At 71.9% G+C, this 17281-nt stretch carries 21 protein-coding genes; 14 read left to right on the top strand and 7 right to left on the bottom strand.

Translation table 11 applies throughout. The features are described from left to right. Positions 1 to 87 precede the first annotated feature (87 nt). A complete protein-coding gene (locus tag ABZ887_RS29840; protein ID WP_361295642.1) occupies positions 88 to 798 on the bottom strand; it encodes a copper homeostasis protein CutC in 711 nt (236 codons plus the stop codon). Between the two features lie 137 nt (positions 799 to 935). After that, positions 936 to 1604, bottom strand: a complete 669-nt coding sequence (locus tag ABZ887_RS29835; RefSeq protein ID WP_361295639.1) for a maleylpyruvate isomerase family mycothiol-dependent enzyme — start codon at positions 1602 to 1604, stop codon at positions 936 to 938. A gap of 47 nt (positions 1605 to 1651) precedes the next feature. Here ABZ887_RS29835 and ABZ887_RS29830 point away from each other — a divergent pair, with 47 nt between their 5' ends. Continuing rightward, the gene (locus ABZ887_RS29830) at positions 1652 to 2317 is read left to right on the top strand and encodes a hypothetical protein (RefSeq protein ID WP_361295636.1); all 666 of its coding nucleotides are present in this window, start codon (positions 1652 to 1654) and stop codon (positions 2315 to 2317) included. A gap of 10 nt (positions 2318 to 2327) precedes the next feature. Continuing rightward, the gene (locus tag ABZ887_RS29825; protein WP_361295634.1) at positions 2328 to 3398 is read left to right on the top strand and encodes a GNAT family N-acetyltransferase; all 1071 of its coding nucleotides are present in this window, start codon (positions 2328 to 2330) and stop codon (positions 3396 to 3398) included. Between the two features lie 6 nt (positions 3399 to 3404). On the opposite strand, the gene ABZ887_RS29820 is transcribed toward ABZ887_RS29825, so the two are convergent. Both ABZ887_RS29820 and ABZ887_RS29815 read right to left on the bottom strand, forming a co-directional pair. Next, positions 3405 to 3671, bottom strand: a complete 267-nt coding sequence (locus tag ABZ887_RS29820; RefSeq protein WP_361295631.1) for a DUF4031 domain-containing protein — start codon at positions 3669 to 3671, stop codon at positions 3405 to 3407. Then, positions 3668 to 4057 (bottom strand): hypothetical protein, encoded by a 390-nt coding sequence (locus ABZ887_RS29815; protein ID WP_361295628.1) that lies wholly within the window; start codon positions 4055 to 4057, stop codon positions 3668 to 3670. The genes ABZ887_RS29820 and ABZ887_RS29815 overlap by 4 nt, the downstream gene beginning before the upstream one ends. 55 nt (positions 4058 to 4112) lie before the next feature. On the opposite strand from ABZ887_RS29815, the gene ABZ887_RS29810 reads away from it, so the two are divergent. The 3 genes from ABZ887_RS29810 to ABZ887_RS29800 all read left to right on the top strand — a co-directional run bounded on the left by ABZ887_RS29810 (position 4113) and on the right by ABZ887_RS29800 (position 7522). Next, entirely contained in the window at positions 4113 to 5042 is a 930-nt protein-coding gene (locus ABZ887_RS29810) for a MurR/RpiR family transcriptional regulator (RefSeq protein ID WP_361295625.1), read from the top strand. Positions 5043 to 5181: 139 nt separating this feature from the next. Beyond that, positions 5182 to 6111, top strand: a complete 930-nt coding sequence (gene murQ / locus ABZ887_RS29805; RefSeq protein ID WP_361295622.1) for an N-acetylmuramic acid 6-phosphate etherase — start codon at positions 5182 to 5184, stop codon at positions 6109 to 6111. 16 nt (positions 6112 to 6127) lie between these two features. After that, positions 6128 to 7522, top strand: a complete 1395-nt coding sequence (locus ABZ887_RS29800) for a PTS transporter subunit EIIC (RefSeq protein WP_361295619.1) — start codon at positions 6128 to 6130, stop codon at positions 7520 to 7522. Here ABZ887_RS29800 and ABZ887_RS29795 read toward each other — a convergent pair. The 3 genes from ABZ887_RS29795 to ABZ887_RS29785 all read right to left on the bottom strand — a co-directional run bounded on the left by ABZ887_RS29795 (position 7473) and on the right by ABZ887_RS29785 (position 10562). Next, entirely contained in the window at positions 7473 to 9005 is a 1533-nt protein-coding gene (locus tag ABZ887_RS29795) for a subtype B tannase (RefSeq protein WP_361295873.1), read from the bottom strand. The genes ABZ887_RS29800 and ABZ887_RS29795 overlap by 50 nt on opposite strands. 172 nt (positions 9006 to 9177) lie before the next feature. Continuing rightward, complete coding sequence (locus tag ABZ887_RS29790; RefSeq protein ID WP_361295616.1) at positions 9178 to 10107, bottom strand: acyl-CoA thioester hydrolase/BAAT C-terminal domain-containing protein; 930 nt, start codon at positions 10105 to 10107, stop codon at positions 9178 to 9180. 62 nt (positions 10108 to 10169) lie between these two features. Continuing rightward, positions 10170 to 10562 carry a hypothetical protein gene (locus ABZ887_RS29785; protein ID WP_361295870.1) on the bottom strand — a complete coding sequence of 131 codons (393 nt, stop codon included), beginning with the start codon at positions 10560 to 10562 and terminating at the stop codon, positions 10170 to 10172. Positions 10563 to 10679: 117 nt separating this feature from the next. Between ABZ887_RS29785 and ABZ887_RS29780 the strand changes: the two genes are divergently transcribed. The 9 genes from ABZ887_RS29780 (at position 10680) to ABZ887_RS29740 (ending at position 17276) form a co-directional block, all read left to right on the top strand. Continuing rightward, on the top strand, positions 10680 to 11519 hold the full coding sequence (locus ABZ887_RS29780; protein ID WP_361295613.1) for a helix-turn-helix transcriptional regulator: 840 nt from the start codon (positions 10680 to 10682) through the stop codon (positions 11517 to 11519). Next, positions 11503 to 11703 carry a DUF397 domain-containing protein gene (locus ABZ887_RS29775; protein WP_361295611.1) on the top strand — a complete coding sequence of 67 codons (201 nt, stop codon included), beginning with the start codon at positions 11503 to 11505 and terminating at the stop codon, positions 11701 to 11703. Before ABZ887_RS29780 ends, ABZ887_RS29775 begins: the two co-directional genes overlap by 17 nt. A gap of 24 nt (positions 11704 to 11727) precedes the next feature. Further along, on the top strand, positions 11728 to 12099 hold the full coding sequence (locus ABZ887_RS29770) for a nuclear transport factor 2 family protein (RefSeq protein ID WP_361295608.1): 372 nt from the start codon (positions 11728 to 11730) through the stop codon (positions 12097 to 12099). Positions 12100 to 12375: 276 nt separating this feature from the next. Beyond that, a complete protein-coding gene (locus ABZ887_RS29765; protein WP_361295867.1) occupies positions 12376 to 13212 on the top strand; it encodes a hypothetical protein in 837 nt (278 codons plus the stop codon). Between the two features lie 50 nt (positions 13213 to 13262). Beyond that, the gene (locus tag ABZ887_RS29760) at positions 13263 to 13538 is read left to right on the top strand and encodes a type II toxin-antitoxin system prevent-host-death family antitoxin (RefSeq protein ID WP_361295605.1); all 276 of its coding nucleotides are present in this window, start codon (positions 13263 to 13265) and stop codon (positions 13536 to 13538) included. After that, entirely contained in the window at positions 13535 to 13786 is a 252-nt protein-coding gene (locus tag ABZ887_RS29755) for a type II toxin-antitoxin system RelE/ParE family toxin (RefSeq protein WP_361295602.1), read from the top strand. The genes ABZ887_RS29760 and ABZ887_RS29755 overlap by 4 nt, the downstream gene beginning before the upstream one ends. A 58-nt stretch (positions 13787 to 13844) precedes the next feature. Then, positions 13845 to 14420 carry a hypothetical protein gene (locus ABZ887_RS29750; RefSeq protein WP_361295599.1) on the top strand — a complete coding sequence of 192 codons (576 nt, stop codon included), beginning with the start codon at positions 13845 to 13847 and terminating at the stop codon, positions 14418 to 14420. A 42-nt stretch (positions 14421 to 14462) separates the two neighbouring features. Then, positions 14463 to 15362 carry a helix-turn-helix domain-containing GNAT family N-acetyltransferase gene (locus ABZ887_RS29745; RefSeq protein ID WP_361295596.1) on the top strand — a complete coding sequence of 300 codons (900 nt, stop codon included), beginning with the start codon at positions 14463 to 14465 and terminating at the stop codon, positions 15360 to 15362. Between the two features lie 288 nt (positions 15363 to 15650). Then, entirely contained in the window at positions 15651 to 17276 is a 1626-nt protein-coding gene (locus ABZ887_RS29740; RefSeq protein WP_361295593.1) for an IS200/IS605 family accessory protein TnpB-related protein, read from the top strand. Positions 17277 to 17281: the final 5 nt, after the last annotated feature.

The following is a 17281-nucleotide window of genomic DNA, read 5'->3' as shown; positions in this document are numbered from 1 at the left end:
CCGGCCCCTCAACAGGGCCGGGGTCCTCCTCCGCCGGTCAGCACGACACTCCTCCGCCGGTCAGCACGACATTCCCGCGCCGGTCAGTCAGCACGGCACCGCGGCCGTCGCCCCGTCCAGCTCCCGCCGCCAGGACCGCACCGCCTCCTCCGACACCGGCCCGGTCCAGCCGCCCGGCCGCGCCGCCCCGCCGATGTGGAAGGCGTCGATGCCCGCCGTGCGCAGCTCCGGCAGGTGATCCAGCCGTAGCCCTCCGCCCACCAGGAGCGTCTGCCCGTACCCCGGCTCACCGCGCCGCCGCGCCTCGGCCAGCAGCCTGGGCAGCCCCTCGTCCACGCCCTCCGCGGCTCCCGCCGTGAGGTAGGCATCGAGGCCCGGCAGGTCGGCGAGCTGCTTGCGCAGGGCGTCCCGGTCCGCGGCCCGGTCGATGGCCCGGTGGAAGGTCCAGCGGCAGCCGTCCACCGCGGCCACGACCCGCTCCACCGCGTCCAGGTCCACCCCGCCGTCCAGGTCCAGGAACCCGAGCACGAACTGGTCGGCCCCGGCCGCCCGCAGCTCCCCGGCCACCCCCACCAGGCGGTCGACGTCCCCCGCCGCGAACCCGTCGGCCAGCCGCAGCATCACACGCAGGTCGATGTCGACGGAGGCCCGGATCGCGGTGAAGGTCCGGGGCGACGGGGTCAGCCCGTCGGCCGCCATGTCGGTGACCAGTTCAAGGCGGTCCGCGCCTCCGGCCTGGGCGGCGACCGCGTCCTCGGCGTCGAGGGCGATCACCTCCAGGACTGCCCGCGTGCTCATAGGGCCCCTTCCGTGGTGTTCCCCGTGTACCCCGCACACCCCTCGCAAGAGGTCTAGTCCGGGAGGTCTAGTCCAATCCAGGGTACGCGGGAAACACCGGGGGCCGCGAGACCGCCCCGGTCACACACCGTCCGGATTCAGCCGTAGAGGTTCAGCTCCGCCGCCTCCGCCCCCATCAGCTCGTACGGCGCCCCGTCCGCCGACCGCCCGGCGTACAGCCGTACGAGCGTCGCCGCGTCGCCCATGAAGCGGGCCGGGGTCCTGGTCCCGCTCGTCCCGCCCAGCTGCAGCGGCTCGTCCACGTCGTCCAGGTCCGCGTGGAGCCGCAGGTGCCCCCGCTGCCGGGTCACCCGGGCCAGCAGGGAGAGCGCGTGCGGCAGGCCCGCGCCCGTGTAGGCGCCGGGTTCCCCGAGGGTGTCGCGGACATCACCGGCGTGCACCCACTCGCCCAGGGCGATCCCGTCCAGCGCCCCGTCCGCCCGCCCCGCGACCACCTCGCCCGCCTCGGTCATCCCGCGCTCCAGCTCGTCGAGCACCCGGGCGTTCGTCCAGTCGGCGCGCTCGGCGATGTCCCGGTCGTTCGCCTCCGGCGAGAACACGCCCTTCTCGAAGCGGCCCTCCACCACCCGGATCAGCGCGGACGAACAGTGTGCGAGCACGTCCCGCACCGACCACCCCGGACAGGCCCCGGTCGGCAGCGCGAAGTCCGCGTCCGGCCGGGAACGCAGGAGCGGGATCAGCGCGTCGCGCTCGACGGTGAGGAGACGTCCGGGAAGGAGGGGGTCGCGTACGTCAGCAGTAGTCATGCGTCCCAAGCTAGGGCGATGTCGGTGGCGGGCGGGAGAATGAGCGCATGGCCGATCTCGACGCCCTGCGCTCCCGCTGGCTGACCGCCTTCCTCAGGTCGCGGGACGACGACTCCTACGCCCCCGACCCGTACCGGTACGCCGACGAACTGCTCCGCCGCTGGCAGGAGCCCCAGCGCCGGTACCACACGCTCACCCACCTCACCGCGGTCCTCGACCGCGTCGACGTACTGGAGGAGTACGCGGACGACCCGGACCTGGTCCGGCTCGCCGCCTGGTTCCACGACGCGGTGTACCTGCCGGACCGGTCGACGAACGAGGAGCGCTCGGCCCGCCTCGCCGAACGCGCCCTCCCCGAGGCCGGGATCTCCGCGGCGAGAACCGCCGAGGTCGCCCGCCTGGTCCGGCTCACCGTCAGCCACGACCCGGCCCCCGGCGACCGCAACGGCGAGGTCCTGTGCGACGCCGACCTCGCGATCCTCGCCGCCCCGCCCTCCGGGTACGCCGCCTACACCGCCGAGGTACGCGAGGAGTACCACTTCGTTCCCAACGACGCCTTCCGCGCGGGCCGTTCCGCGATCCTGCGCCAACTCCTCGACCTGCCCCGGCTGTTCAGAACGCCGTACGGCCGGACCGAGTGGGAGCCGACCGCCCGCTACAACCTCGCCGCGGAGCTGGAAATGCTGTCGACCGCGGAGGATCCGGCGTCCTAGGGTGCGGCCCATGCGTGAAACGGGCGGGGATCAGATAGAAGAGGCCGTCGCCGGCTGTGTCGCGGCACTGCGGCCCGCGGTGGCGCGGAACTGGACGGAGGTGACCGCGGGCGGGCTGGACTGGAACGTGCACGAGACGGCGGTCCACGTCGCCGACGACCTCGTCGCGTACGCCGCCAATCTGGCCGGGCGCGCCCGGGACGCGTACGTGCCCTTCGAGCTCAAGCTCGACGACGGCACCGGCAACTCCGGCCTGCTGCACGTCATCGAGACCACCGGCGCCCTGCTCGCCGCCACCGTCCGCACGACCCCGCGCACGGTCCGCGCCTTCCACCCGTACCCCTTCCGCAGCGCCGACCGCGTGGGCTTCGCCGGGATGGGGATCGCCGAAGTACTGCTCCACACGCACGACATGACCACGGGTCTGGGGCTCCCCTACCGGCCCGCCGAGGAGCTCGCCGAGTCCGTCCTCACCCACCTCTTCCCGCACGTGCAGCCCGGTCCGACGCCCTGGCGGACCCTGCTGTGGGCGACCGGCCGCGGCGAGCTGCCCGGCCGCGCCCCGGTCACCGGCTGGCGCTGGTACAACAACCTCGTCATCCCCGCCGAACGCCTCGACCTCGTCGGCATCCGCCCCGCCGAGGCCCGTGATCTGCGCCTCGGCGGCGACGGCGGTTTCGAGTGGGCCGAGGGCGGCCCGTACGAGGGCACCCGCGACGCCGCCGGCTTCCTCCTCAAGGCGTACGAAGGGGGCGTGCACCGGCCCGAGTTCGGCGTCTTCGCCCTGGTCCGCCGGGAGGACGGCCGGGCGATCGGCGGCATGGGCTTCCACTCCGCGCCCGACGAGGACGGCCGGGTGGAGATCGGCTACGACCTGACGGAGGCCGCCCGCGGCAACGGCTACGCGACGGAGGCCCTGCGCGCACTGGCCGGCTGGGCACTCGCCCGGGACGACGTACGGTCCCTGTTCGCGACGGTAGAGGCGGCCAACACCCCGTCCCAGGCGGTCGTCACCCGCGCCGGGTTCGCCAGGGTGAGCGAGGACGAGGAGGGGCTGGCCTTCGAACTGCGCGTGCCGTGACGGCCGTTACGCGCGGTCGCCCTTGCGGCGCCGCAGCCCCGCCCCGTGCAGCAGCCGCACCACCTCGCGGCTGCTGACCTCCACGGCACCGGCCCGCACCGCGTCCGCGTAGCGGTGTGAGGGGATGTCGTAGTGGTCGCGCTCGAAGGCGCGGCGGAGCACGCCCATGCCCTCGGCGAAGGTGTGCAGTTCGGCGTACGAGACATCGCTGACCAGGTGGGACCACATCCGGCCGTGGCCCGGCCAGGTGGGCGGGTCGATGTACACCGTCACGAGGACGACATCCCGCCCGCGCCCAGGGAGCTGCTCAGGGAACCGACGGAGGCGACCTTCACGCCCGCCTTGTGGCACACCCAGTGCGGATCCGGGCCGAGTTCGGGTTCGACGTCCAGGGCGTGCGGGTCGCCGGAGCCGCACACCGGGCACAGCGGCCAGCGGCCGTACCGCTCCAGGAGCGCGTCCTGCACGTCCTGGGCCACCAGCCCCGCCACGTACTCCGCGCCGTCCGGCCACTGCTGGACCCACCAGCGCCGCTGTACGACGGAGTCCTCGACCAGCGAGACCACGTCCGCCTCGGCGACCTCGCCGGCGACGAGATCGGCGAGCACCAGGGCGCGTGCTGCGTGCAGCGCCTGTTCCAAGGGGCTTACGGGGTCCATGGTCCCATTGTGCGCGGTCTTGACCCGGTGACCGAAACGAAAATATCTTTCAAGGGTGACCGAGAACGTGAAGGAAACTTTCGGCACCCGCGGCCCCGGTGCCGCGCCGCCGGCCCCCGCCGCCCTCGCCGCCAAGGTGCGGACCCTCGCGCCCTCCATGACGCGTTCCATGCAGCGGGTCGCCGAGGCCGTCGCGGGCGACCCCGCCGGCTGCGCGGCTCTCACGGTCACCGGCCTCGCGGAGCTCACCGGCACCAGCGAGGCGACCGTGGTGCGCACCGCCCGGCTGCTCGGCTACCCCGGCTACCGCGACCTGCGGCTCGCCCTCGCCGGGCTCGCCGCGCAGCAGCAGTCGGGGAGGGCGCCCGCGATCACCACCGACATCGCCGTGGACGATCCGATCGCCGACGTCGTCGCGAAGCTCGCCCACGACGAGCAGCAGACCCTCGCGGACACGGCGGCCGGCCTCGACACGGTGCAGCTGGGGGCTGCGGTGAGTGCGCTCGCCGGGGCGCGGCGGACCGACGTGTACGGCATCGGGGCGTCGGGTCTTGTCGCCCAGGACCTCACGCAGAAGCTGCTGCGGATAGGGCTGATAGCGCACGCCCACAGCGATCCGCATCTCGCGGTCACCAACGCGGTGCAGTTGCGGGCCGGGGACGTGGCGATAGCGATCACGCACTCCGGGTCGACCGGGGATGTCATAGAGCCGTTGCGGGCCGCCTTCGAGCGAGGGGCCACGACCGTCGCCATCACCGGGCGGCCGGGGTCCTCGGTGACGCAGTACGCCGACCATGTGCTGACGACGTCCACCTCGCGGGAGAGCGAGCTGCGGCCGGCGGCGATGTCGTCGCGGACCGGGCAGTTGCTGGTGGTGGACTGTCTGTTCGTGGGGGTGGCGCAGCGGACGTACGAGGCGGCGGCGCCGGCGTTGGCTGCGTCGTACGAGGCGTTGGCTCACAGGCACCGGAGTGTGCCGCGATAGACCGTAGGGGTGTGCGTTGCATGGCGGCCGCGGGTGCGTTGTGGCTGGTCGCGCCCACGCGGCGGTAGCCGCAAATCAGACACAGCCCCGCGCCCCTTGGGGGGTTGCACTGGACCGCATCAGAAAGAGCCGTATCCGAATGACCACCGAACATCGCGGTCTCCGCTCCGAGCTGGAGTCGCTCACCACCGAGGCCTTCCGGCCCGAGCTTGCCGAGATCGACACGCTGCCCACCCTCGACATCGCCCGGCTGATGAACGGTGAGGACGGCGGGGTCGCCGCCGCCGTGGCGCTGCGGCTGCCGCAGATCTCGGCCGCCATCGACGGCATCGCCGCCCGGATGGCCCAGGGCGGCCGGCTGGTCTACGCCGGGGCCGGTACCGCCGGGCGGCTCGGGATCCTGGACGCGTCCGAGTGTCCGCCGACCTTCAACACCCGGCCGGGTCAGGTGGTAGGGGTGATCGCGGGCGGGCCGGCGGCCATGGTCACGTCCGTGGAAGGGGCGGAGGACTCCGCCGAGCTGGCCCGCGCGGACCTCGACGCGCTCGGCATCGCCGCGTCCGACACCGTCGTCGGCGTCTCGGCCTCCGGCCGCACCCCCTACGCCGTCGGCGCCGTCGAGCACGCCCGCGCCCGGGGCGCCCTGACCGTCGGCCTGTCCTGCAACGCGGGCAGCGCGCTCGCGGCCGCCGCCGAGCACGGGATCGAGGTCGTCGTCGGCCCCGAGCTGCTCACCGGCTCCACCCGCCTCAAGGCCGGCACCGCCCAGAAGCTCGTCCTCAACATGCTGTCGACGATCACGATGATCCGGCTCGGCAAGACCTACGGGAACCTGATGGTCGACGTCCGCGCCTCGAACGAGAAGCTGCGGGCCCGTTCGCGGCGGATCGTGGCCCTCGCCACGGGCGCCCCGGACGAGGAGATCGAGGCGGCCCTCACCACCACCGGCGGCGAGGTGAAGCCCGCCGTCCTGGTGATCCTGGCCGGTGTCGACGGGCCCACCGCAGCCCGCCTTCTGGAGGAGTCCGGAGGTCATCTGCGCGCGGCGCTCACCGCGACGGGCGGCTGACGCGCACGCTCGGGGGGTGCAGAGATCGTCGTACGACACCGCCACCGCGCTGCTGCCCCTGGTCGGCGGCCCCGGGAACGTCACCTCCGTCGCCCACTGCATGACCCGGCTCAGGGTGGGGCTGGGCGATCCCTCGCTCGTGGACGCGGAGGCGGTACGGGCCGTTCCGGGGGTGCTGGGGGTGGTGGCCGACGGGGACACCTTCCAGATCGTCATCGGGCCGGGCGCCGTGGTGACCGTGACCGCCGAGTTCGAGAAGCTGCTGTCCGCGCAGCGGCTCGCCACCCGTGGGGCCGAGCTGCGGGCGGACCGCGCCCGGCGCAACGCGACCCCCGTCAAGACCGCCCTCCGCCGAGTCGCCGACGTCTTCGTGCCGCTCATCCCGGCCCTGATCGGCTGCGGGGTGCTGGCCGGCTTCAACGGGCTCCTCGTCAACGCCGGTTGGCTGCCCTGGCTGACCCCCGCCCTCGCCGCCGTCGCCTCCGGCTTCATGGCTCTGATCAGCGTCTTCGTCGGCTACAACACGGCGAAGGTGTTCGGCGGGACGCCCGTCCTCGGGGGTGCGGTGGCGGCGATCGTGGTCTATCCGGGGGTCGCGAAGGTGACGGCCTTCGGAGTGGCGCTCGCCCCCGGTCAGGGCGGGGTCCTCGGCGCGCTGGCGGCGGCGCTGCTCGCGACGTACGTCGAACGGTGGTGCCGGGGCCGCGCCCCCGACGCCCTCGACGTGCTCCTCACCCCGACCGTCACCGTGCTCGTCGCGGGCCTCGCCACCCTCTACGGCCTCATGTACGCCGCCGGTCTCGTCTCCTCCGCCATCGGCACCGCGGCGAACTGGCTGCTCGCCACCACCGGCCCGCTCGCCGGCCTGGTCCTCGGCGGGCTCTTCCTCCCCCTCGTCATGCTGGGCCTGCACCAGGCCCTGATCCCCATCCACACCACCCTCATCCAGCAGCAGGGCTACACGGTCCTGCTCCCCCTCCTCGCCATGGCGGGCGCGGGCCAGGTGGGCGCGGCGATCGCCGTCTACGTCCGCCTCCGCCACGACACCGCACTCCGTACGACCATCAGATCGGCGCTCCCGGCGGGCCTGCTGGGCGTCGGCGAGCCCCTCATCTACGGCGTCTCGCTCCCCCTCGGCCGCCCCTTCCTCACCGCGTGCGCGGGCGGGGCGGCGGGCGGCGCCTTCGTCGGCTTCTTCGCGGTGCTCGGCGACCGGGTGGGCGCCACCGCCATCGGCCCCTCGGGCTGGGCCCTGTTCCCGCTGCTCACGGGGAACAGGGGCCCGGCCGCGGCGGTGACGATCTACGCGGGCGGCCTGCTGACCGGTTACGCGGTCGGCTTCCTGGCCACGTACATCGGGTTCAACGGCTCCGGTACCCCGGGTGACCCGTCACCTCGGCGATCCAGCTGATGAAGTCACCGGGGTCGTTGTCGGCGCCGTGCCCGGCGTCCCAGTAGTACTTGATGTCGACGTCGTCGCCGAGGTTCCTCAGCCTGGCGGCGAGGTTGGCGGCGATGGTGAGCGAGGTGTCGCTGTCCTTCGTGCCGAGGCGGATCCACCAGTGCCGGGCCCGGTGCGGATTGACCTGCTGCGCCACGTGGTACATGGCGTTCATCTGGTCGAGCTTCTTCGGGATGTCGGCGTCGAGACGCGCACTGTCGCCCTCGGCGTGCCGGAGGCTGTAGACGGTGAAGTGGCGGGTGGCGGTGGTGTCGGTGCCGAACTCGTTGCACTCCGGGGTCGACAGGTCGAAGGCGTCGAAGGCGGGTGCGCTCTTCCTGCGGGCGCCGACGTGGGTGAGGAAGTCCGCCCAGGAGAAGGAGGCGTTCGTGCCGTCCCAGGTGATGAAGGTGTTCGCGGCCAGGTAGGTGTCCCGGTCGGTGTCCGACAGCGCGGCCAGGTAGCGGGTGGCGGACGGCTGCAGGTGGGTGGCGACCAGGTACGCGTCGAGGTTGCGGTCGGTCAGCCGCCCGAAGCCGGGCGCGCTCAGCCGCAGCGCGGCGAGATAGCCGGTGAACTGCGCCTTCAGATCGGCGGAGACGGCCGCGTCGACGCTCGAACCGTCGGCGAGCGGGTTGCCGCCCCAGCACCACTCGTACGACATGTCGGAGTGTTCGAGGTCGGTGATCGGGCACCAGTCGCCGCTCGCGAAGACCGCGTCACTGGTGTCGGCCGCGCCGAGGGCCGCCAGTTCCTCCGCGTACAGAGGGCTGTCGCCGGAGGAGCCGAGCAGAGCGGAGAGCGCACCACCCGCGCTCGTCCCGGCCGAGACGATCCGGTCCACGTTGCCCGGTATCAGCCCCCGGTTGAACTTCACGTACCGCACGGCGGCCTTGAGGTCGACGATCGCGGCGGGCGCGCAGCCGTAGTAGACGCCGTTCGCGTCGACGAGGGTACGACCACGGGCCCCCGGCTCCACGACGACGTACCCGGCGAGCAGCGCCAGCATCGTACGGTTCGGCCCGCTGTCCCCGCCCCCGGGCCCACCCGGACCACCAGGCCCTCCCGGCCCGCCGGCACCCCCACCGCCCCCGATGCCCGTCGCGCTCGCCACCGACGAGGGCATGTAGCCGCCCACGTTGTTGGCGAACAGGATCGGCGCACGGGTCGCGTCGACGGCGACCCCGTCGACCGACACCGGAACGCTGACGTTGAGCCCCTGGTAGGTGGCGTCCACCGGGTTCGCCACATAACTGGTGACCTTGAAGAAGTGGTAGGTCACCTCGTGGGCGGTGCCCGCGGTGTCCGTGATGCTGGTGGTCAGCTCGGTATAGGCGGCGGGGTCGAAGACCAGGGCCGAATCCGTGTCCGTGCGCTCCTCGCGGGTCGCGGCCTGCGCGACACCCGATCCGAACCCGACGGCCGGGACCGCAGCGGCCGCGGTGAGCCCCATGACCACAGTTCTGCGCTTCACTCGCTTCACTTCCGTCTCTTCTGTAGGCGGCTCGTGCGGGCATGAGTGCAACAGCGGTTACTGAAGAGTTGCTGTGAAGTCGATGAGTTGCCGCCAGGATTGTTGACACCACCTGGTCAGCGGACAGCCGGCACACAGAAGTTGGCCGGTTTCAGCGGCCGCCGGCAGCGGCTCCTCCGCCGCCGAGCGCGTCGAGGATGTGCGGCCAGGCTGCCTTGCCGAGGAGCGCGTCCGCTTCGGGAGTGCCTCCGTACCTGAACCGCGGGGACGCCGGCACGGGGCTCTCACCGGGAAGGAGTTGCCGGTGACCGGCGTCGTCGCGGGCGATCAGACGCACGGCTGCCCCGGCCGACCGTCGGCGTTGCGCCAGCTGCTCGGCGAAGGGGAGCGACGGCCACATCGCATCATCGCCGCCTGCCACCAACAGGACATCGGCCCTGGCCGTGTCCACGGGGATGTCCGCCGACGGAAGCGAGTGGGCGAAGGTCCGCTCGCTCAGTTCGTACCATCCCCGGATGGCGACCGGACCGCTGTCCGGCCCGCTGTCCGGCTCCGCGGGAACCCAGGAATCGTCCATCGGGACGAACGGCAGCGGCCGGTCCCGCCAGGTCCACGACGAGCGGTACGGGTGATGCGCCCCGTCGCGGCCCGGGCCGACATTGCACCAGACTCGCGAGGTGGGCGACAGCGCGATGGCCACGTCCACACGCGTGTCACGCACGGCCGTGAGCAGAGCCGCCTCAGCTCCCTTGGAGAAGCCGAGAATTCCGATGCGTCGCGCTCCGCCCAGCCGGAGCAGGTCGACGGCGGTGGTGAAGGTCTCCAGGGGAACCTCGCAGATCCCCGGCGGCTGCCCGGGCCCACCGAACCAGCGGATCGACAGGGCCGCGAAGCCCTGCTGGGCGAGGATGCGCGCCCGCTCACGCTCGACGCGCCCGCTGGATCCCGCGAGGACCAGAACGCCGACCTCGCTCCCGTGCGCCGGAGCGATCAGAACCCCTTCACAGGGACGGGTCAGCTCGCGCTCGGTCAGAGCACCCCCGGCACCCTGCCCCCGCGCGGTCCCTGCCTCAACGCCCATGATGGCGACCCTACAGAGCGGGCTTGCTCTCGCGACAGCGCTCGGGCCGGGAATCCCCTACGTCAACAGGGCAGCCGCCGCGTCCTGTTGACCCGGCGCACCTGCGCCCTCAGCACCTCCTCGGGCGGCGCCGGCTCCAGCGACTCCGGCGGACAGTCCCACTCCTTGCCGCCGACGACGGGCCGCACCTGCACGACACCGCCGACATGGCCCCTGACCTCGCCGATCCGCCCGTCCCGCACATCCGTCACATACGTCCCGAACGGCGGCCGTTCCCCCCGCACCACCGAGGCGAGCCGCTCCGCGACCCGCACATTGCACCGCCCCAGCTCCACCAGGGCGAACGGCTCGTCGCTCGCCCCGGTCACCGGATCGACGCACAGCGACGGCAGCACGACACCGACACCTTTCAGCGCCGCCCGCAACGTCTCCACCACTTCCTCGGTGGTCCGCAGCACCATTCCCTACCTCCACGCTGAGTTCCCGATTCGCCACCCAGCGTGGCGGCCACGCCTCTAACCTGGCCAGACAGGGCATCCCAACAACGTCGGCTGTTGGACAGGGGCGTGCACATGGCAGGACCGAAGGACCTGGACCCGTCGTCATCACCGCGTGCGCTGCTGGGGGCGGAGTTACGGCATGCGCGGGAGCGGAAGGGGATGAGCCAGGCGGAACTCGGCCAACGGCTGTTCGTGAGCGGGTCGTTCATCGGGCAACTGGAGGCAGGAACGCGCCGGATGCAGCCCGAGTACGCACGGATGCTGGACGAAGTCCTGGAGACCGGGGGCTTCTTCATGCGGAACTGCGGGGCGGCGGCGAAGTCGAAGTTCGAGCCGCACTTCGCGGACGTGGCGGAGACAGAGACTCAAGCCACGGCGATCAGACAGTACGCGCCGCTCCTGATCCCCGGGCTGCTGCAGACACCCGCGTACGCCTGGGCCGTGAACCGCGCATACGACCCGATGGCGCCGGAGGAGACCATCGAGGAGTGGACGGAGGGTCGCATGGAACGGACCCGCCTGCTTGATCATCCAACAAAGCCGTTGTTGTGGACCGTGCTCGACGAGGCGGCGCTACGCCGGGAGACCGGTGGCCGGGCGGTGATGGCGGAGGCCCTTCGCCACATCGCAGACCTGTCCCGCCGGAACCGGGTCATCGTGCAGGTGCTGCCCCTCAACTCGGGTGCGCACGCGGCTATGGGAGGCGCTCTCAAGCTGATGGAGTTCGAGGACGCCCCTCAGCTGGTCTACCTCGAAGCGGTACGCGCCGGGCAGGTTGTGGACGACCCGGCCGCCGTCACCCAACTGAGGTTCCGGTTTGATCTCCTCGTGGCTTCCGCACTCTCGCAGCAGAAGTCCCTGGCTCTGATCGAGGCATTGGCGCAGGATTACGCCCATGAGGAACATCCCTGACGACGACCTGGGCACGGCCGAATGGATCAGGTCGAGCTACAGCCAAGGCGGCGGTGACTGCCTCGAAGTGGCCCCCGGCCACCCCACCCTCACCCCCGTCCGCGACTCGAAAAATCCCCTCGGCCCGAAGCTCGTGTTCCGGTCGGCTGCCTGGTCGGCCTTCGTGGAGAGTGTCAAGAAGTGATCTCCACGACCCGAAGGGCCGCCCATGACCAGCACCGTCGCCGACCTGATGCGCCGTAACCTGCTCGACGTCTTCAACGAACCGGACGCCGGGCGCCGCAACGCGGCCATCGCCGAGACGTACGCGGAGGACGTGGTGTGGCACGAGCCGGACCGGGTCGTGCGCGGCCGCGAGGCTCTCGCCGTGCGCGCCGCGGAGCTGCCCGTGGAGCAGCCGGGCTGGGTCTTCCGGCCCGAGGGTCCCGTCTCCGTCACCGACGACCTCGGCCACCTCGGTTGGGTGTACGGCCCGGCCGGCGAACCACCCGTCGCGACCGGCATGGACATCGCCCACTGCAAGGACGGCGTCATCGTGGAGCTCCACACACTCATCTCCGGAGCCCCCCAGCCGTCCTGAACCGCCCCCCGAGGCTCAAGCGCTCAGCCCCGAGCCCTCTTTTCAAGGAACGGGTGGAGGGCCTCAACCCACCCTCCCACCCCGCGAGTTGACGGTGTGCACTCGGTTTGCCACACACAGTCACGATCGTCTAGCGTGCCCGCATAACGAACAGCCCCCGCCAGGTGCTAGCAACACCTGCGGGGGCTTGACCAACGAGATCGAATGAGAGTCGATCCCATGGCTGATAGCCAGCTTAGTGCTGCCCCCGTGCCCGCGCACGCCACCCCGCACCCCATGGCCAACCCGGGGTACGGAAAGCGGTCCGCGCCCGGCCAACAACGCCGTACCGCCCACGACTTCGCCCACCTCCCACCCCGCGAAGCCGCCATCGCCGCGTACGTCGACCGGCTCCCCGACGGCGCCGACATCTCCGTGAAGACGCTGGCCAAGCAGCTCCCGTACGGGCAGTGCGCCCTCCGGACCGCCCTCAACAACCTCCAGCGGGCCGGGCACTTGAGGCGGGGGCGGGAACATCTGGCCGACTCGGGGAGCCGACGCTGGATCACCCGTTCGTGGTGGTCCCGTACCGCACGCGACGATGACTGGTGGGCCGCGTTCACGCGAGGCGCCGTATCGGAGCCGGAGCCGGAACAGCCTCCCGACCGGGCCCGCCCCACCCCCACCCGCAGCCGCGCCCACATCCTCCTCGCCGCCCTCGGCCGTACCGCCCCGGCCCTCTCCCTCTCCCAGGCCGACTGCGCCGCCCTCGCCCCGCTGCTCACGGAGTGGTTCGCCCGCGGCGCCACCGACGAGTACGCACGTCAGGCCCTGACCAGCGGTCTCCCCTCTCCCGTCCACCACCCGGCCGCCCTCCTCCGCAAACGCCTCACCGACAAGCTCCCGCCCGAGCCGGTACGGCCGCCCGCCCGGCCGCCGCTGCGGATCCTGGAGTGCGCGAAGTGCAGAGCGCCGGGCCGTCCGGAGGCGCTGCCGGGAGGCGTCTGCGGCGCGTGCCGGGGCGAACGCGCCCCCAGCAGCCCCAACACGCCCCTGTCGCCTTCCGAGGTCCAGTCCCGCGTCGCCGAGATCCGTGGCGCGATGAACGAGCGACGAGAGAGGACACCCGCATGACGGCTCCTGCGCACACACTGCACACACCCGCTGGTGTGTACAGTTTTTACATGGAGACGTATCCGCTTGTGGAGGCCCGGAACCAGCTCGGTCAGCTTGTCGGCCGGGTCCGGCACGGCCAGGAGCACATCCTGATCACCGAGTACGGCAAACCGGCCGCCGCACTCATCCCCATAAGCGAGCTTGAGGAACTCCAGAGGCTCCGGGACGAAGCAGACATCGCCGAAGCCCGCGCACGGGAGGCTGCTCGGTCCGGGCCCTCGATGGCACACGACGAGTTCATGGCGCAGTTGGAGGAAGAGGACCGCCGAGAGGCCGCTTCGTGATCCACGCGGTGGTGTGGGAGCACCACGCCATGAACGAGTTCCGACGGCTCCGAGCGATCGATCCCGTGGGCGCCAAGGCGACGGCCGCAGCGGTACGAGCGCTTGCCGAAGAGCCGCATCCCGAGGAGGCTCGCGCACTCGGAACATCCGGGTACTACCGCCTGCACGTCGGCACCTGGCGCGTGCTCTACCGCCCGGACGGCGAGACCGTCACGGTCTACGTGCTCAAAGTCGGCCGCAGCACCTGACACATCGCCTTCCGGCGTTCCGGCGGCGATGTCAGCGCCGTATGCCACGCTGGTGCATATGAATCACTCCCAGCTCACCGCCCTGGGCCGGGCCCTTCGTCTGCTCGGGGAGCACGGGGAGGCGCTGACCGGCGAGACCACCGACGCCAAGCTGCACGAGGTGAAGGACGACCTCCGGCGCGCTCTGGACCTGCTGGAGGAGAGCGTCAGCAGTGCCGCGCCCACGACCCGGTGTGCCGAGCATCCGCAGGGGCCCGTGGACGAGAGCGCCCCCGATCTGTGCCTGCTGTGCGAGACGCGGCGGCGGGCCGCACGGCGGTCGGAGTTCGGCGGCGGGCCCCGGCCGGTGCCGGGCGAGGCCGTCAGCGCGTCCATGTCCCGGTACGGGGTGCGGGGCGACCGCCCGCAGCCGCAGCAGCGCTGGCTGCCGGAGGCGTGGAACGGCCGGGAGTGGGAGCTGTGCGGCACCCCCCGGCGCGACCGGCAGGAGGCGGAGCTGTATCTCGCCGCCCAGCGGCGCGGCTCCCGGCCCGCCATGGCCTACCGGCTGGTCCACGAGTTCACCGACTACGAGGTGCTCCGCGTGTGGGGCACTCCGGTGCAGGTGGACATCGAGCCGCTCGGCAACCTGTAGCGACTGCTGACACGCACAGGATTCTCTGACTAAAGTCAGAGAATGGATGCGGCACAGATCGAGGAAGTACGGCGGTTCAACCGGACCGTCACCGAACGCGTGGGCGTGCTCCACGACCGCTACCTGGGCCGCGACCGGCCCATCGGTGAGGCCCGGCTGCTCTGGGAGATCGGCGGGCAGGGCCAGGACGTGCGCGGCCTGCGGGAACGGCTCGGTCTCGACTCCGGGTACGTCAGCCGGCTGCTGCGCTCCCTGGAGGCCGCCGGCCTGGTGACGGTGGAGCCGCAGCCCCGGGACAGGCGGGTGCGTACCGTGCGGCTCACCGAGAAGGGCCGGGCCGAGCGCGCCCTGCTCGACGAGCGCAGCGACGACCTGGCCGGCTCCCTCCTCCGGCCGCTCAACGCCGCACAGCGCGCCCGGCTGGTCGCGGCCATGGCCGAGGTCGACCGGCTGCTGACCGCCGGGACGGTAACCCTGGACGCCGTCGATCCCGACCACCCCGACGCCCGGCACTGCCTGCTGTCCTACTTCGCCGAACTGCAGGAGCGCTTCGACACCGGCTTCGATCCCGCCCGCAGCCTGCTGCCCGACGCGGGTGAACTCCGGCCGCCGCACGGCCTGTTCCTGATCGCCCGGCTGCACGGCGAACCCGTCGGCTGCGCGGGGGTGAAACTGCCGCCCGGGGCTCCGGCGGAGATCAAGCGCATGTGGGTCGCCCCGCAGGCCCGCCGGCTCGGCCTCGCCCGCCGCTTCCTGACCGAACTGGAGGCGCGGGCCGCCCGGCACGGCCACGACACCCTGCGCCTGGACACCAACAAGTCGCTGAGCGCCGCGATCAACCTCTACCACTCCTTCGGCTTCCAGGAGGTCGCCGCCTTCAACGACGAGCCGTACGCCCACCACTGGTTCGAGAAGCGGATCACCGCGGCGCTGCCGGAGTGACCCACCGCATCGCCCGACGCCGGTGCCGCCATCCAGGGGCTGAACGCCCGAACCCTCGGTGCCGGGACGCCCGCCCGGGTACCTGAGCCCTGACACGTACGCGGAAGGGGTTGGGAACTGCTGCCCGTTGACTGCATATAAGTGTGTTCTTGCATGCACGAGTGAGTGTCTCGGCCAGGCGGCGTGCGCCCCCCTGAGGGGAGTGCGTGTTCGCCTGTCGAATGTGTGACCTTTGCGCGTGGCGGTCGTTGAACGTGCTGGAAGGGTCTACGGGCAGGGGGTGGTGGAGTGGCCGGGCTGCGGCAGCTAGCGGCATCGTTCGTGGTGCCCGGTCCTTCGGGGGTCGCGATCCGTGACCGGCTCAAGCATCTGAGTGCCGCGGACGAGAAGGCTCTGCGCCTGGTCGGCGATCATCTGGGTACGTTGGCGTCGCGTGATCTGAAGGCCCGCTGCGCGGCCGGGCTGGAACACGACAGCGAGCGGTGGGCCGGGCGCAAGCGGGGCCTGAGTGAGGAGTCCTCCTCCCGCTGGGCGGGGTCGATCACGAAGGCCAGCCACGACCAGTGGGCGCTCGCCCGGCGCGGTCAGCTCGCCCATATCCACGGCCTTGAGGCCGGGATCGAGACGATCACGCGCCGGCTGTCTCTGCCCTTGGGTGAGAAAGGCACCCGGCGGGCCCCGGGCGGCTACCGCAGTCGGCAGGAATGGTTCGCCAAAACCCGCCGCCTGCACGTGCTCGAAGACCGGCTCCAGGCGGTGCGGGCGGACTGGGAGGCCGGCCGGGTACGGGTGGTGCGGGGCGGCAAGCAGCTGCTGAACACCCGCCACCACCTGGAGCAGGCGCAGCTCACCGAGGAGCAATGGCGCACCCGGTGGCAGGCCGGGCGCCGCTTCCTGCAGGCCGACGGCGAGTCCGGGAAGCGGTTCGGCAACGAGACTCTGCGCATCACCCCCGACGGCGAAGTCTCCCTCAAACTCCCCACTCCACTCGCGCACCTGGCGAATGCCCCGCGCGGCCGGTACGTCCTCGCAGCCAGCGTGCGCTTCGCGTACCGAGGCGAGCAGTGGCGTGACCGTGTGGCAGCGAACCGTGCTGTTGCCTACCGCATCCACGAAGACATCATCCGGGGCCGCTGGTACCTGACCGCGTCGTGGACGATCCCTGCGGTCCAGACCGTACCCCTTCACGCGGCCCGCGCGAGGGGCCTGGTCGGTGTCGACACCAACGCCGACCACCTGGCCGCCTGGCGCCTCGACGCCCACGGCAACCCCGTCGGCCGCCCCCTGCGGTTCGGCTACGACCTGTCCGGCACCGCCGACCACCGCGACGCCCAGATCCGCCACGCCCTGGTCCGCCTGCTGCACTGGGCCGGACGCCACGGACTGGCGATCGCCATCGAGGACCTCGACTTCACCGCCGAGAAGACCCGCGAGAAGCACGGCCGCCGCAAGAAGTTCCGCAACCTCATCTGCGGCATGCCCACCTCCAGGCTGCGGGCCCGGCTCGTGTCCATGGCGGCCGAACTCGGCATCACCGTCGTTGCTGTCGACCCCGCCTACACATCCCGGTGGGGCGCTCAGCACTGGCAGAAACCCCTCACCACCAACACCAGGAAGACCACTCGCCACGACGCAGCCGCCGTGGCGATCGGAAGACGCGCCCTGGGGCATCCCATCAGGCGACGGACGGCACCGCCCCGCGACGACCGGAGTGATCGTCGCGGGCATCGGACTGTCCAGGCCGGACCGGGTGTCCCGAGGCGTGAGGGAAACCGCCCCCGTATCCCCGGACCACGGACACGATCCGTGTCACCGGACACGGAGCGAACGCAGTCGACCAGGACATCCAAAACCGTTCGGGATGCCCGCAGTGATCAGGCATGGGTCCAAGACTCACTTCTGCTCACTGATTAGGAACG

Source organism: Streptomyces sp. NPDC047061 (genome assembly GCF_040643955.1).
Lineage (GTDB): Bacteria > Actinomycetota > Actinomycetes > Streptomycetales > Streptomycetaceae > Streptomyces.
Note: the sequence above shows the minus strand (reverse complement) of the source record. Positions and strands in the feature narration are given on the sequence as shown.